14 protein-coding genes are annotated in these 14,499 nt (G+C 56.0%); 7 read left to right on the forward strand and 7 right to left on the reverse strand.

All coding sequences use genetic code 11. The features are described 5' to 3' along the window. Positions 1–4 precede the first annotated feature (4 nt). The gene (gene psmB, locus FPV09_RS05810; protein ID WP_148882702.1) at positions 5–616 is read right to left on the reverse strand and encodes an archaeal proteasome endopeptidase complex subunit beta; all 612 of its coding nucleotides are present in this window, start codon (positions 614–616) and stop codon (positions 5–7) included. Between the two features lie 118 nt (positions 617–734). Between psmB and FPV09_RS05815 the strand changes: the two genes are divergently transcribed. After that, positions 735–1,898, forward strand: a complete 1,164-nt coding sequence (locus FPV09_RS05815; RefSeq protein ID WP_148882703.1) for a hypothetical protein — start codon at positions 735–737, stop codon at positions 1,896–1,898. A 4-nt stretch (positions 1,899–1,902) separates the two neighbouring features. Then, on the forward strand, positions 1,903–2,268 hold the full coding sequence (locus FPV09_RS05820; RefSeq protein ID WP_148882704.1) for a potassium channel family protein: 366 nt from the start codon (positions 1,903–1,905) through the stop codon (positions 2,266–2,268). 33 nt (positions 2,269–2,301) lie between these two features. Here the strand turns inward: FPV09_RS05820 and gdhA are convergent, their stop codons facing one another. Next, positions 2,302–3,561 carry a glutamate dehydrogenase gene (gdhA, locus tag FPV09_RS05825; protein ID WP_148882705.1) on the reverse strand — a complete coding sequence of 420 codons (1,260 nt, stop codon included), beginning with the start codon at positions 3,559–3,561 and terminating at the stop codon, positions 2,302–2,304. Between the two features lie 761 nt (positions 3,562–4,322). Here gdhA and FPV09_RS05830 point away from each other — a divergent pair. Then, positions 4,323–5,882, forward strand: coding sequence for a sodium-dependent transporter (locus FPV09_RS05830; protein ID WP_148882706.1), 1,560 nt, complete (start codon positions 4,323–4,325; stop codon positions 5,880–5,882). Between the two features lie 151 nt (positions 5,883–6,033). Next, positions 6,034–6,768, forward strand: coding sequence for an alpha-glucosidase (locus tag FPV09_RS05835; RefSeq protein ID WP_148882707.1), 735 nt, complete (start codon positions 6,034–6,036; stop codon positions 6,766–6,768). Between the two features lie 6 nt (positions 6,769–6,774). On the opposite strand, the gene FPV09_RS05840 is transcribed toward FPV09_RS05835, so the two are convergent. Next, entirely contained in the window at positions 6,775–7,092 is a 318-nt protein-coding gene (locus FPV09_RS05840; protein ID WP_148883724.1) for a P-II family nitrogen regulator, read from the reverse strand. Between the two features lie 64 nt (positions 7,093–7,156). Beyond that, positions 7,157–9,148, reverse strand: a complete 1,992-nt coding sequence (locus FPV09_RS05845; RefSeq protein ID WP_148882708.1) for a 1,4-alpha-glucan branching protein — start codon at positions 9,146–9,148, stop codon at positions 7,157–7,159. A 129-nt stretch (positions 9,149–9,277) separates the two neighbouring features. On the opposite strand from FPV09_RS05845, the gene rqcH reads away from it, so the two are divergent. After that, positions 9,278–11,230 (forward strand): ribosome rescue protein RqcH, encoded by a 1,953-nt coding sequence (gene rqcH / locus FPV09_RS05850; RefSeq protein WP_148882709.1) that lies wholly within the window; start codon positions 9,278–9,280, stop codon positions 11,228–11,230. Here the strand turns inward: rqcH and FPV09_RS05855 are convergent. Together FPV09_RS05855 and nikR are read right to left on the reverse strand one after the other, a co-directional pair. Next, positions 11,227–11,637 carry an amino acid permease gene (locus tag FPV09_RS05855; RefSeq protein ID WP_148882710.1) on the reverse strand — a complete coding sequence of 137 codons (411 nt, stop codon included), beginning with the start codon at positions 11,635–11,637 and terminating at the stop codon, positions 11,227–11,229. The genes rqcH and FPV09_RS05855 overlap by 4 nt on opposite strands. A gap of 14 nt (positions 11,638–11,651) precedes the next feature. Beyond that, the gene (gene nikR / locus FPV09_RS05860; protein WP_058938165.1) at positions 11,652–12,068 is read right to left on the reverse strand and encodes a nickel-responsive transcriptional regulator NikR; all 417 of its coding nucleotides are present in this window, start codon (positions 12,066–12,068) and stop codon (positions 11,652–11,654) included. A gap of 81 nt (positions 12,069–12,149) precedes the next feature. On the opposite strand from nikR, the gene FPV09_RS05865 reads away from it, so the two are divergent. Then, positions 12,150–12,596, forward strand: a complete 447-nt coding sequence (locus FPV09_RS05865) for a hypothetical protein (RefSeq protein ID WP_058938166.1) — start codon at positions 12,150–12,152, stop codon at positions 12,594–12,596. Here FPV09_RS05865 and FPV09_RS05870 read toward each other — a convergent pair. Continuing rightward, on the reverse strand, positions 12,593–13,594 hold the full coding sequence (locus FPV09_RS05870) for a TIGR00341 family protein (RefSeq protein WP_148882711.1): 1,002 nt from the start codon (positions 13,592–13,594) through the stop codon (positions 12,593–12,595). The two genes, FPV09_RS05865 and FPV09_RS05870, sit on opposite strands and share 4 nt — an antisense overlap. A gap of 103 nt (positions 13,595–13,697) precedes the next feature. On the opposite strand from FPV09_RS05870, the gene FPV09_RS05875 reads away from it, so the two are divergent. After that, positions 13,698–14,354, forward strand: a complete 657-nt coding sequence (locus FPV09_RS05875) for a hypothetical protein (protein ID WP_148882712.1) — start codon at positions 13,698–13,700, stop codon at positions 14,352–14,354. Positions 14,355–14,499 lie beyond the last annotated feature (145 nt).

The raw sequence follows: 14,499 nt of genomic DNA on the forward strand, positions 1-14,499 counted from the left end.
CACCTCATTCCAGAAGACCCTTTATTTCCTCCTCGCTCCATTCTTTGTATCCTTCATCCGTGACGGTAACGAGGGTAACGCCGCCGCCCGTAAAAACGTCCCTTCTGGTGGCGGCTTTTATTGCCTTGAGCGCGAGCTTAACGCCCTCTTCCAGCGTCATCTCCTCCTTAAACTCCGCCTCAAGTATCGAGAAGGCGAACTCCATACCCGAACCGGCGGCCGTGAACCTGTCCTCGGTAACCCCGCCGGCCATGTCCACCGAATAAAGTCCGGGCTTTCCGGTGTGGCCCGCTATGAGAAACCACCCAAAGTACGGCATGAACCTGCTCCCGTGAAGCACGTTAGAAGTCAGGGTCGTGAGGGCCTTAACGCTCATCTCCTTACCCACCCTGGCCCGGTAGAGTTTGGCCTCGGCCCTCAGAAGCCTGACGAGGCTGAGAATGTCGCCGACGCTGCCGGCACCTGCCAGGACCAGGTGGTCGTCTATCCAGAAGACCTTGGTAACGTTCTCTGAGAGCACCATGTTGCCCAGCGATGCCCTTCTGTCCGCTGCCAGGACTACGCCGTCCTTACATACAATGCCGACCGTAGTCGTTCCCTTTAGCTTTTCAGTCAATTACAACACCCCTGCTGGTATGTTTTTAGAACAGAAGAACCCCTACAACGCCACTTTAGGGGAATAGTATTTAAAGGTTTCGTCCAAAATGGCCTTTTAGATGCAGCGGGGTGGTGAAATGAAAGAGATAATACTCCTAACCGGGCCGCCTCTCAACGGGCGTGACGAGTACATAACCGAGGCGCTGAAGCTCGCCGACGGGGAGAGCTACGCCTACTACCACGTCTTCGACTACATCAGGGAGGTCGGAAAGGAGCTGGGCGTCAAGATAACGAGGAAGAACGTTCTCGACTTCGCCATAAGCCACCAGGATTTGATGAACGAGATACGGGACGAGGCTTTCAATAGAATAAGAAAGGAGATAGATGAAAGCGGGGAAAAGTTCCATCTCGTTTCAACGCCGAGCCTCTTCCGCTGGGGAAGCGGAAGCGTCATCGGGTTCACGACCAGCAATCTAAAGCTTCTGCGGCCGAACCGCGTGATAATAGTCCTCGACGACGTCCTATCGGTCAGAAGGCGCATCATCAACGACCCGGAGTGGTTCGAGCGCTTCGGCGAGAATCCCGAGAACATAAAGCTGACGACCCTCGTCATGTGGCGCGAGGATGCCATAAACCACGTCAAGACTCTCGTGCACGAGCTTAAGAAGGAAGGAATGGAAGTTCACTACGTCCTCCAGTTCGGCATAAGGCATCCACCTGAAGTTTTCATTGACCTGCTGTTCCATGAGGACGAGAAGCCCCTCGTCTATCTCAGCTACCCAATGACGGGCCACGAGGAGGAGTACTACCACCGCGTTAGGGACTTCTACGACAAACTGAGCGGGCACTTCACGGTTCTCGATCCCGGGGCACTGGACGACTGGTGGGTGGTCGCCGAGTACGACGCCCAGGTCAACAGAGACCCCTCAATAACGCGCATCAGAATCAAACACCTCCTGGACGGCGAACAGGTGGAGGAGCTTGACAGGGGGGACATAGAGCAGGCCACGGACATACTGAGGCGCCAGCTCGTCGAGAGGGACTTCAACCTCGTCGATGTCAGCAAGGCCATAGCTGTGTACCACTATGCCGAAGGAATATCTGCCGGTGTCATCAGCGAGATGGCCGAGGCCTACAGAACCCTGGCGGCGATATATCTCTACTACCCGTTCAAGAGAAGACCGAGCCCCTTTATGGAGTTCTATGGCATGCAGAACCCATCGAGGAGGACGATGTTCAGGGACGAGGATGAAATGGTAAGGGCAATGGTGGAAGAAAAAGAGTACTGGGCTAAGGTGTGAGGGTATGGGAGAGCTGAACGACATTGAGATCGAGCTCGTGAGCTTTCGCACTTTTTTCCATGAATTTTTGAGGGTCCTCTATTACGTCAAGGGCATACTACTGGGCCTGTTTGGGGTCATTGCGCTCTTCGGCCTGTTACTATCGTTCTGGGAGAGGATACCCCTTAGAAGCGGTGTATACCTCGCGTTCATCACGGCCTTCACGATAGGCTACGGTGACATAACACCCCATACTCCCTGGGGAAAGCTCGTCTGCGCCATCGTTCTTCCGATACTGGGAATGGTGCTGACCGGTGTCATGGTCGCCGCGGCAGTTCAGGCCATCGGAAGGCTATACAAGATGGCACCCCAGAAACAGAGGCGAAGTTAAGAGCAGAAACGAATAGAAAAGGGGGAGAAGAAATCACTTCTTCACCCATCCGCGCCACTTCATGGCGTCGTAGACCCTCTGGACGGCGACGACGTAGGCGGCGTCACGCATGTTGATGTTCTTGTCCTTGTGGGTGTTGTAGACGTCCCAGAAAGCCTTGGTCATCTTCTTGTCGAGCTTGGCCCTGGTGGTCTCGGTGTCCCAGTAGTCGCCGGTTATGTTCTGGACCCACTCGAAGTAGCTGACGGTAACACCGCCGGCGTTACAGAGGAAGTCCGGTATGATGAGGACGCCCTTCTCGTGGAGGATCTCGTCGGCCTCCGGGGTGGTCGGACCGTTGGCGAGCTCGGCGACGATCTTGGCCTTGATCTTGTCGGCGTTGTCCTTGGTGATGACACCCTCGATGGCGCTCGGGGCGAGGACGTCGACCTCGAGCTCGAGGAGCTCCTCGTTGGTGATGTTGGTGGCTCCCGGGAAGTCCTTGACGCTGCCGTTCTTCTTCTTCCACTCGAGGATCTCATCGGCGTTGAGGCCGTCCGGGTTGTAGATGCCGCCCTTGCTGTCGCTGACGGCGACGACCTTCATGCCGTACTCCTCGCTCATGATCTTGGCCATGTAGTAGCCGGCGTTACCGTAACCCTGGATGGCGATGGTCTTGTCCTTGAGGTCCATGCCGAGGGCCTTGGCGGCCTCACGGACGGTGAAGGCAGCGCCCCTGGCGGTGGCGTCCATCCTGGCGACGATACCGCCAACTCCGGGCGGCTTACCGGTGATGATACCGAAGCTCGGGACCTTCCTCCTGCTGATGACCTCGTACTCGTCCATCATCCAGGCCATGATCTGCGGGTTGGTGTAAACGTCAGGAGCCGGAATGTCGGTGTACGGGCTGATGACGTCGTAGATGGCCCTTATGTAGTTCCTGGCGAGCCTCTCCTTCTCCCTCTCGCTGAGCTCCTTCGGGTTAACGATGATACCACCCTTACCTCCACCGTAGGGAAGGTCAACAACGGCAACCTTCCAGGTCATCCAAGTGGCGAGGGCCTTAACGGTGCTGAGGGTCTCGGCCGGGTGCCACCTTATACCACCCTTGGTCGGACCGCGGGCCCAGTTGTGCTGAACGCGGAAACCGGTGAAAACCTTAACAGAACCGTCGTCCATCTCGAGCGGGACGCTGACCTCAACAATCCTCATGGGCTTCTTGAGCCACTCGAGGGCCTCTTCGCTTATGTCCATGAACTGGGCAGCCCTCTCGAGCTGCTGAACGGCCATCTCAAACGGGTCAATCTCGACCATCTTTACCACCTCGGGTTTCGCTGGCCTCCTCCCCGCTGTGAGGGGCGGTTCGGTTTGCGGGCCCATCACCTACTCCCCTCGCGAGTTTCGGCTCAGCCCGCAGGCCCGGCTTCAGGCCCATTACCCCTACCGGCAAACCCGGATTGGGGTTATAGCTTAGATATTGCGATGTTCTCTACGCCCTTTGCATATATAAACCTTTCGATAAAGGAGGCAGGAGAACGGTTGATTTCAAACAAAAAGTTATGTACGGAAATTTTCGGCAAAAAGAAAAAACCTGCCGAAATCTTAGGGCAAAAAGAGGGATGTACATCCAAGATTTTCTATACATCGTAGAACATAAAACTGCATCAATGAACCCAAAACAGAACCCACCAGATCCCAGAACGAGTCGGATGCGGCGCCCTCAGCGAGAAGTCGGTCATCACCCATCAGCTCACTCTCCTTCCAATCATCGGGCGCCAACGGACATTGAACCAACGCAAATTAAACTTTGCGGAAACCCCACGGCATCTCATTGTCATAATGAGACGTTGTCCTGGCGATAGTCGTCATTATGTCAACAAAACGGTTACGTTATTCCTGCGTATTAAAAAAACGACAAAACGCCGATGTGAAAAGTTTTGCGGCCGAGTAAATCGTCTTTCGTCGAAAAAAGGTAGGAGAAAGCTTTTTATAGAATGCCTTGCCTTATACATAATGCCCCAAAGCCATACACAGGGGTTTCATGATCCGGACATTTAAGAACGGGGGTGAATATTGTGGAACAACAGAGGGATCAATGGGCAACTAAGATTGGTTTGATTTTAGCAATGGCTGGAAACGCCGTCGGTTTGGGCAACTTCGTGAGGTTTCCAACGCAGGTTGCCCAGAACGGTGGCGGAGCCTTTATGGTGCCGTACTTTATAGCTCTGTTCTTCCTAGGAATACCAGTGATGTGGATTGAATGGGTCGCCGGTCGCTACGGTGGAAAGTATGGTCACGGTACCCTCGGTCCCACGTACTACCTCATGGCCAGGGAGCGCGTCAAACCAAAGAGCGCACTGTGGTGGGGAGTTATCAGCGGAATGCTGGCCTTTTCACTGACTGTTCTCCTGAACAGCTACTACCTCCACCTCATCGGCTGGTCCGCGGCTTACTCCTACTTCAGCGCCACGGGAGCCTACTTCGGCCAGAACACCGGAGAGTTCTTCGGCAACTACCTCGGCAACCACGCCCAGGTTATGTTATTCTGGGGTATAACTGTGATCCTGCTCGCCATAGCCGTCGGACAGGGAGTCAGCAAGGGTATCGAGCGCTGGGTCAAGGTCATGATGCCGCTCCTCTACGTCTTCGCCATCATAATGGTCGGCTACGTGTTCGTCCTCGGTTCACCAATAGACCCCAACTGGAGCACCATTGATGGATTCAGGTTCATCTGGAGCCCCAACTGGGCGTACCTCAAGGACCACTTCGCGACGGTCATGCTGGCAGCCACGGGACAGATATTCTTCACGCTGTCCCTGGGTATGGGTATCATCCAGAACTACGCCAGCTACCTCGGTCCTGATGACGACGTCGCCCTCAGCGGTCTCGCAACGGTTTCCCTGAACGAGTTCGCGGAGGTCGTCCTTGGCGGTTCACTCGCCGTCCCGCTGGCGACTGCCTACGCTCCTAAGATCGTGCCGCCCGATGTTCTTGCCCAGGGCAAGAGCGAGGCCCTCGCTTGGATAGGCCAGAAGTTCGGCCTTGGATTCTCCTACACCAGCCTGCCCAACGTCTTCGTCAGCATGGGTGACATAGGAAAGCTCTTCGGAGCAATGTGGTTCCTCCTCCTCTGGTTCGCGGGCTTCACCTCTGCCATAGCCATGTACAACTACCTCACCGCCCTCCTTGAGGAGGACCTCAACATCAAGAGAAAGGTCGGAACATGGGTAGTGCTCGTGCTCTACTTCATCGCGGGCCTTCCTGTGGTGTACATCAGCGGCTACATGGACCAGGTTGACGCATGGGTCAGCTTCCAGCTGACGCTGCTGGCGCTCTTCGACATCATAGTGGCGGTGTACCTCTTCAAGCCCGACAACTTCTGGAAGGAGCTGCACCAGGGAGCGTACATGAAAGTTCCCGGATGGTACAAGCCGATACTGCTCTACATAGCCCCAATACTTCTGCTGATACCGCTGATAGGATCCGCCCGGAGCCTCGTCGGAGCAACCCTTGAGTGGCCGGCCAGACTGGCAATAATCTTCATGTGGATCATCGGTGCAGTGGAGAGCTACTACTCCATCAAGCGCAAGTACGGCGAGGAGCTCGAGAAGAATGAGGTCATCATAAGGGTCTGAGGTGATCGCAATGGAAAGCTGGATAATCTACATGCTGATAGCGTGGCTGGCAATATTCGCCATGATGGGCTGGAGCATCAACAAGCTACTCAAGGCGGAAAGAGGGGAAGTGTCTTAAACCCTTTTTCTTTCTCATTTTGGGGGGGTATAGGTGAAAAGCGAAAAAATACTTCTTGAAACGGCCGACGTTCTCGAATCAACTCTTGAAAAGATCGAGAGGCTCGGCAGCTTAAGTGAAAAGGAGAAGACGAAAGTCAAGAAATCCCTGGAGGAGGCCGTGGAGAACTTCCGGGAGGTCGCATCCAGGGTCGAGAAGGACAACGAGGAGCTGGCCGAGTTCTTCTTCAAAAAAGCCAAGGAGCTCAAATTGATGAGCACTGACAAGGCCATAGAGAAGGAGGGCAAAAAGAACTACCTGAAAGCGGTGAACAGGACCCTCCTGTATTCCAGGTCGGCCGAGTACGACTTCGTCCCCAAGAAGCTCGTCGAGCTGAAGAGGGCATACCGGAAATACATCTTTGGAATGACGTCGTTCTTCATCCTGACCGGGGCATATCTCAATCAGTTCTTCGCCATAACGGCGCTCATCCTGGCCATCCCGATAATCCTGTCGATGCTGTCCCTTCAGAGGAGGGGCTACACCGGACTCCTGCTGGCCTACGCTTCGGCCCCCATTCCCCTGGTCGTGGGTTTCAACGCAATAGTCTATTCCCTGAGTGTCCTGCGTGACCCGGCCAAAATCAGTGAGGTAGCGGGGCACCTGGGGAAGAGCGTTTCCTTCGCGCAGGGATACCTGATATTCCTCGTCCTCCTCTCGGCGGTGGAGGTATACCTTATAGGGAGCTCCCTCGTCGAACTCTACAAACACAGGCATGCGTTCCTTTGAAGGCCCTCAGTAGAGGGCTTCGTTTCCCCTCTCCCCTGTCCTTATCCTGATCGCGTCCTCCACAGGGAGGATGAATATTTTCCCGTCGCCGGGTGTTCCGCTCCTCGCGTTCCTGATGATGACGTCAACCACCTTCTCCAGATCTCTGTCCTTCACGATGATCTCGATCTTCATCTTCGGAAGGAGGTCGTACGGCGGAACGCCTCCCTGAACGCCCCTTCCCTGCACGGGATAAGCGGTCAGGGGCACGATGCCGACCTGCTTGAGGGCGTTCTTCACGCGGTCGAAATCATTTCCCCTAATAATCGCCTCAACTTTTTTCATAGCAACCACATAGATAGTTTGTTAAAACTCCAGAAAAGGCTTTCGAAACGAAAGAAAGGAAAATTCATGAAATCTGGGCCAAAAACTTCCTCAGCTTTTTAGGCGAAATGCGCGTTTTTCTGGCCAGCTCCTCAATCTCAGCTCCTTTGAGGTCTTCGACGCTATGAATACCAGCCCGCTGAAGCTTTGCCAGCGTTTTTGGCCCGATGCCCTTTATCCGCAGGAGGTCGTTCTGGCCCATGTCGAGTTTTCTCTTCTCCCGCGTCCGGAGCTTTCTGGATTCCTCCGAGCTGGGCCTCTTTACCTTTCTGGGGGGCTTAACTGATATCTCCTTGACGACCTCTGTGGCGTAGGCCCTCTCCGGAAGCTCCTCCCTCGGCCGTTCAACCGGCTCTTCGCCCCTTTCGGGCGGAACTTCGGGCGGTTCGACGTATTCCGGAACCTCCGGGGGACTTTCGCTCACGTAGCTTGCAACCACCACAGGTTTGAATGGATTGTCGCGCCGCTCAAGCTCCTCGAGGAGCTCAACGTCGAAGTCTCCGGTTTTGACGTACCTCACCAGCTCGTTGGCCAGCCTGTGGAAGTCCCTGCTGTGCACCAGAATCCGCCTCTTTCCGTACTCCCTCGCCTGGCCGGTCGTTATGAGGAACCCCCAGTCGCTAGCTTCGAGTATCAGCAACTCCCTCGCAAGCTGTTCAAGGATTCTATCGGCGGTTCTATCCCTTCCGTAGTACGCACTCGCCAGGGACACCATTCTCTCCTCGGCGCGGTAGACGTGTCCCCACGTCCATTCGGTCTCCTCGTTCCACCAGGTCGAGTGGTCAGCATTGGCTCCCCACGAACCCTCTGGGAGTTCAATCTCATACCTCTCGCCAGTGTAGTTGTCAAGATAGGATGAGAGCGTTGTGGTGACTATTCCCCCTTCCGCCATCAATTCAAGAACCCTGCCGAGCCATTTGACTCCCTCGAACCACCAGTGGCCGAAGAGCTCCGTGTCGTAGGGCGAAACGATTATGCCCCTCTCCCCGAACTTCTCCTCGTATCCCCGGAGAAGCTCGTCCACCAGCCAGACGAAGTGCCTGGCGTGCTCCTCAACCCGCTCCATGGCCTTCTCCGGGTCGTAGAACTCCTTCTCGCCGAGGTCAACGTTTTTGCCCGTCACGCGCCAGTACTGCCCGCCGCTCTTTTCGGCCTTCCTGTGGAACTCCCTGTACCAGAAGTCACCGGGATAGCCGTAGTGCGCGCTCCAAACCTGGTGGCCCGTTTCCCTGTTGCGGGCGAAAACAGCCACCCGAGAACCCTTGATCCAGTAGGGCCTCAGCGTGCTCTTCTCTCCCTCGTAGAGCGGAATCTCGCCGTAGCCCTTCGTCACCGGGCCCTCATCGATCAGGTTGCTCTCCACGAAGAAGTACTCGATGCCGAACTCCTCCAGGAACTTCTCCATGCCCTGTCTCTTAACCTTCCTCCCGTCCGGCAGCTCCCACTCTCCCGCCGGCCGGTAGGCGCATTCAGGTAGCCATATCCCCATCGGTCTCCTGCCGAAGTGCTTCTCGTAGGTCGCTATGCCATTGGCAAGCTGGGCCCTTATCGCCTCCTCCCTCCCGAGGAGCGGGAGGTAGCCGTGCGTTGCCGCGGAGGTTATCACCTCGATGTATCCCGCATCCTGGAACTCGCGGAACTTTCCTACGATGTCACCGTTTATGGCCCCCCAGTAGTCATAGACCTTCCTGAAGTGATCGAGGGAGGCTTTAACAGCCCTTTCGTCGTACTTGCCCGATTTCAGGTCTTCCTCCGTGGTCTCAATCTTCCGGGTTAGGTACCTCTCGAACTCGGCCTTGATGTAGTCGTCGGCCAGCTGCTCGGCCAGAACGGGGGTTATGTTGATCACGAGCTGGAACCTCACCCCGGAGGAGAGGAGGCGCTCAAACTCCATAAGAAGAGGCAGGTAAGTTTCGCTCATGGCCTCATAGAGCCATTCCTCACCGAATGGCCATTTGCCGTGCTTCCGAACGTAAGGGAGGTGGGTGTGGAGGACGAATGTGAAATAGCCTTTCACTCTGTATCACCTGGAGTGTTATTGCACTCGGAGTATTTAACCTTATCCGGAACAGAACTGAGCCCGTGGACAATTGCGAACACCGGTTAGGTTTAAAGGGGAAAGGGCCAATCCGGAAGGGGTGAGAGGATGAAGGAAGAGATGAGCAGCGTTGATATCCGTTACATCGTGAGGGAACTGCAGTCCCTCGTTGGCTCTCGCGTTGACAAGATTTACCACGACGGCGACGAGATTAGGATAAAGCTCAGGACAAAGGAGGGGAGGCAGGATTTAATCCTCCAGGCTGGGAAGCGCTTCCATGTGACGACGTACGTGAAGGAGGCGCCGAAGCAGCCGTCGAGCTTCACCATGCTCCTCAGGAAGCACCTCAGCGGCGGGTTCATAGACGCGATAGAGCAGCACGGCTTCGACAGGATAGTGAAGATTCGCGTTGGGGACTACACCCTCATCGGCGAGCTCTTCCGGAGGGGAAACGTGATACTCGTGGATGGGGAGAACAAAATCGTTGCGGCATTACGCTACGAGGAGTACAAAGACAGAAGGATAATGCCGAAGGCAGAATACCAGTATCCCCCCGCTAGGGAGAACCCGCTCGAGGTAACGCGGGAGAGGTTCATTGAGCTCATGCGTGAAAACGGGGAGCTTGAGCTCGTGCGCGCCCTCGCGAGGAAGCTCAACATGGGCGGAATGTACGCGGAAGAGATTTCGATTAGGGCAGGCTTCGACAAGACGATCCCAGTTAAGGAGCTGAGCGACGACGACCTGCTGGGGGTCTACGAGGCGATGATGAACACATTCAACGATGAACCGAGGCCCAACATAGTCTTCAAGGACGGAAACATGCACGACGTCGTTCCGATAGAGCTGAGAATCTACGAGGGGTTCGAGAAGCGCTATTTTAACACCTTCAGCGAGGCCCTCGACGAGTACTTTGGAAAGATAACCCTGGAGAAGGCGAAGGTCGAGCAGACGAAGAGGCTCGAAGCCAAGAAGAGGCAGCTCCTCATGACGCTCAAGAAGCAGGAGGAGATGCTCAAGGGCTTCGAGGAGGGGGCGAAGGCCAACCAGGAGATAGGAGACCTGATCTACGCGAACTACGCCCTCATAGAGAGGCTTTTGGAGGAGTTCAGGAAGGCCACGGAGACCCTCGGCTGGGAGGAGTTCAAGAAGCGCATCGAGGAGGGCAAGAAGGCCGGCAACAGGGTCGCGCTCATGGTGAAGGGAACCGACCCGAAGGAAAAGGCTGTGACGATAGAGCTTGAGGGAAAGAAGGTCCGGCTGTACCTCAACAGGAGCATAGGCGAGAACGCCGAGCTCTACTACGAGAAGGCCAAGAAGTTCAGGCACAAGCACGAGGGAGCGCTTAAGGCCTACGAGGACACGAAGAGGAAGTTGGACGAGACAGAGAGGCTCATCGAGGAGGAGCTCAAAAAGGAACTCAGCGTTAAGAGGATAGAGAGGAGAAAGAGGAAGTGGTTCGAGAAGTTCCGCTGGTTCGTTTCGAGCGAGGGCTTCCTTGTTCTGGCAGGTAAGGACGCTGGCACCAACGAGATTCTCATAAAGAGGCACATGGACGAGAACGACCTCTACTGCCACGCCGACGTTTACGGCGCCCCTCACGTCGTCATCAAGGATGGCCAGAAGGCCGGAGAAAAGACCATCTTCGAGGCCTGCCAGTTCGCGGTTTCGATGAGCAAGGCATGGAGCAGGGGCGTTTACAGTGAAGACGCCTACTGGGCGCATCCGAACCAGGTCACCAAGCAGACACCCAGCGGCGAGTACCTGGGCAAGGGGGCCTTCATGGTCTACGGCAAGAGGAACTGGCTCCACGGGCTTCCGCTCAAGCTCGCCGTCGGTATAATCAACTACGAGGGCGAGGACTTCATCGTCTGCGCCCCGGTTGATGCCATAAAAGCCCACACGAATAGATACATCGTGATCCGCCCCGGCCCACTCAGGAAGAGCGAGCTGGTGAAGAGGATAAAACACATCCTCGAAAAGTGGGGCTACAAGGTCCGGGAGGAGGACGTCATGTCCGCCCTGCCGCCTGGGAACGGCGATGTGGTCGAGGTTGTGGGCTAGAGGTACTTGCCTCCGCCAAGAACAAATCCTGCCACGAAGCCGCCGAGTCCCAGAAGGTAACCCTCCCCGATTATATCCACGAATCCCCCGCCGTACATGTACCACGCCACGGTGGTGAAGAGGAACATCCCGACCAGCCCAATGCCCGGACCGAGCCTCCCGCCGAGTATTCCAAAAAAGACGCCCAGGAGCACAAGGAACAGTCCCGCGAAGAAGGCCACGAAGGTAAGTATCGAGCCCGTGCTGGTGGGATTGAGCCACCAGAAGACGCCCTCAAAGCCGTGGGGGGTGGTCAGGACCTGATCGAAGATCGCGATGAACGTCATTTCCCCAGAGGGAGGCTTGAGCCAGGGGAGAACAAAGGAAAGGATGACGATCAGAGATGTCAGAAAGCTCAATATCCTCATCCAGAAGCCCCCATTTAAACCAGCTCCTTCCCTGTCCCCGTCATCACCAGCTTGCCGTGCTTTACACCCTTGAGGCTCAGCAGCCTGTCCGCTATTTCCTTTATCCTGTTGGCCTTACCCTTAACTATGATGACCTCCAGGCAGTTGTGCTCGTCCATGTGGACGTGAATGCTGGAGATTATCTCGCTCAGGTAGTCGTGCTGGAGGTCAAGGAGCTCCTTGACCACCTCCGCCTCGTCGTGGTTGTAGAGCATGGTTATCGTGCCGGCGACCTCACCCTCACCCTGTTCCCACTCGTACCGGACTATGAAGTCCCTCATCATGTCCCTTATTGCCTCGCTCCTGTTCACGTAGCCCTTCTCCTCGATTATACGGTCGAACCTTTCGAGCAGCTCGTCGGGAACGGAGACTCCAAAGCGAGTGATCTTCATGACACCACCGTAATTCCTTTGGACGTCATCGTTAAAAACGTGACGCGAAACCCTTTTATTCGGGCCCGAGAAAGTAGCCACATGACGATAGAGGAACTCTACGCAATAGCCCAGAGGGAGCTGGCCAAGGACCTGGTGTTCGAGATCGAGGAGGAGCCCGTGACGGTTTCAATCAGGGGCGTCCTTCTCGCGAGGACCGACTCGAAGGGATACAACTTCTCCTTCTTCGAGCTGAGCGAGAACGAATTCGTCCTCGCCGTCCAGATGAAGGGCTTCGTGGTGTACCTCGGCATGGAGGCGGACGAGGAGATAGACGAAGACGCCTACCCCGAGCTCGTTAAAATCCTCCTCGGGCAGCTGACACCAGCCATAGCCCTCCTGATAACGAGGGCGGAGAAAGAGTATCCCGGCAGGGCGGACCTGCTCATGGACGATGAGATGGGGCCCGACCTCAAGGAGTTCTTCTACGGGCTCCTGGTGAAGCACCGGCAGGGAAAGCCAATCTATGAGCAGACCGAAGTGGCCTAGCTGAGGAGCTCCACAAGGACGAGAGTGGCGAGCATGATGGCCAGCACCAGCATCGTCCTCTTCGTGTATAGCTTCGCAGCCCTCCTCTCGTAGTAGCTCCTGGGGGAGACGTTTAGGACGTAGAGTCCGAGGAGAGAGCCGCTGAGAAGACCGAGGACGTTCTCAACGGTGAGGGCAAGAGAGCCGGCAAAAACATCCCACCAGCCCATCGCGAGGGATATCCCGATAACCGTCGTCGGAGGAACCAGTGCGGCCGCAATTGAAACCCCCGCCAGAATCTCGGGAATTCTGCTCACTATGGCAACTATTCCGGCGTAGCCGAGGATTATCGCGAGGAGTATGTAAACCAGTCCCGACTGGCCCCTCAACAGTATCTCGTGGGTCGGCTCCGCCGGCATCGAGCCAGCAAGATTGAGGATCAAGGACACCACAAGGGCCGAGAGGAATATAACGCCGAGGAGTTTGAGAATGGAGGAAACCGCGTCGAGGGCATCCCTGCCCTTGCCCATGACGATGTTGAGGGAGAATCCGTAGAGCGGGCCGAGAATCGGCGAGAGGAGCATGGCCGAGATTATCATGACTATGCTGTCGTTGATGAGGCCGAAGAGGGCTATAATCGAGGCAACGGCACCGAGGGTGAGCTGAATCGGGTCGACTTGGGCCTGGTTGTTGGCGTTCTCGATGAGCCCCTCTATGGCCGCCAGGGTCCAGTGGCGCTTGAACTTTTTAAGAGACTTTACCGAGTTGGCGTATTTCACGGACTTCCCGCTGACGGGTGCCCAGGTTATCGAGGAGTGCCCCTTTCGCAGGTCAACTGCCTTCATCAGCTCGTCGACGACGTCGTTAATCACGAAATCCGGCACGAGGACGGTGAATTTGAGCGCCCGGTGCTCGTTGCTCTGCACTTCCTCGGCGTAGAACTGGAGGCTCCATTCGGTCAGAACCTCCCTAACTTTCTCACCCTCGCCCTCGTCGCAGTAGATTTCCAGCCGGAGCATGGCCCATCGTTTCAATTTGGGCGGTGACCCTAATAACGCTACCGCTTCAAACGGGTTTGAAGGGAAGGGAGCCGTTATAAAATCCGGCACCGTAGTGACCACCATGAAGGGACTTACCCTATCGCTCCTCCTTGGGATTCCCCTGCTCCTCGCGGCGTGGGTGGTCGTCCAACTGAATGCATCGGCTGGAGCTCTGCTCTTCATCACAGCGTTCACGTTCCCGCTCATCCTCATGGGGAGGTATTTTCACGAAAATCCCCGGAAGGCGGCCATCTTCGTGGGCGTTATGGTGGTGCTAACGCTCCTCTTCCGACCACCTCCAGTCTCCAGCCCCAACATCTATTTCGGCCTTCACTTTGCCACAGGCTGCTGGAAGCCCGAGGAAAACCTCTGGCCGCTTAACGGGAGCGCGGACGTTGCCTATTCCTGCTCCTACCTTACCGAGTCGGGGGTTCTCCACGTCTCCGGAATGGCGTGGGAGAAGACGTGGGTGAGGCTTCCGGTGACCGGGCGCGTTGTTGTTTTAGATGCTCCCACGGAGAAGGTAGACGAGGCTTATCTGGCCGCCGTCGAAAGGGCAGAAAAATCCGGGTACGAGCCGGTAGTAGAGAATCGAACTGCAAGAGCAACGCTCCTGCGGAAGGGAAGCCAGTGCGTCTATATAGCGGAGAGAGACGTTTTGGGAGAGGGCATCGCGGTGGTCTCCGCAAGGGGGAACTGCGAAGCGGTGGAGGAATTCGCCCGGATTCGGAGCAGTTGAGGGGGCACTTCGAACCGTTAGGAAGGTTTTCATAGCTCAAGATCAAGTTAGCAGAAGGTGATGGTATGGAGACCCAAAACAAGAAGAAGCTGGTCACTATTCTGCTGGTTCTCATGATCCTGGGGTGGGAATAGCTTTTCTGGTT

This window comes from Thermococcus aciditolerans, from assembly GCF_008152015.1.
In the GTDB taxonomy this organism is placed as follows: domain Archaea; phylum Methanobacteriota_B; class Thermococci; order Thermococcales; family Thermococcaceae; genus Thermococcus; species Thermococcus celericrescens.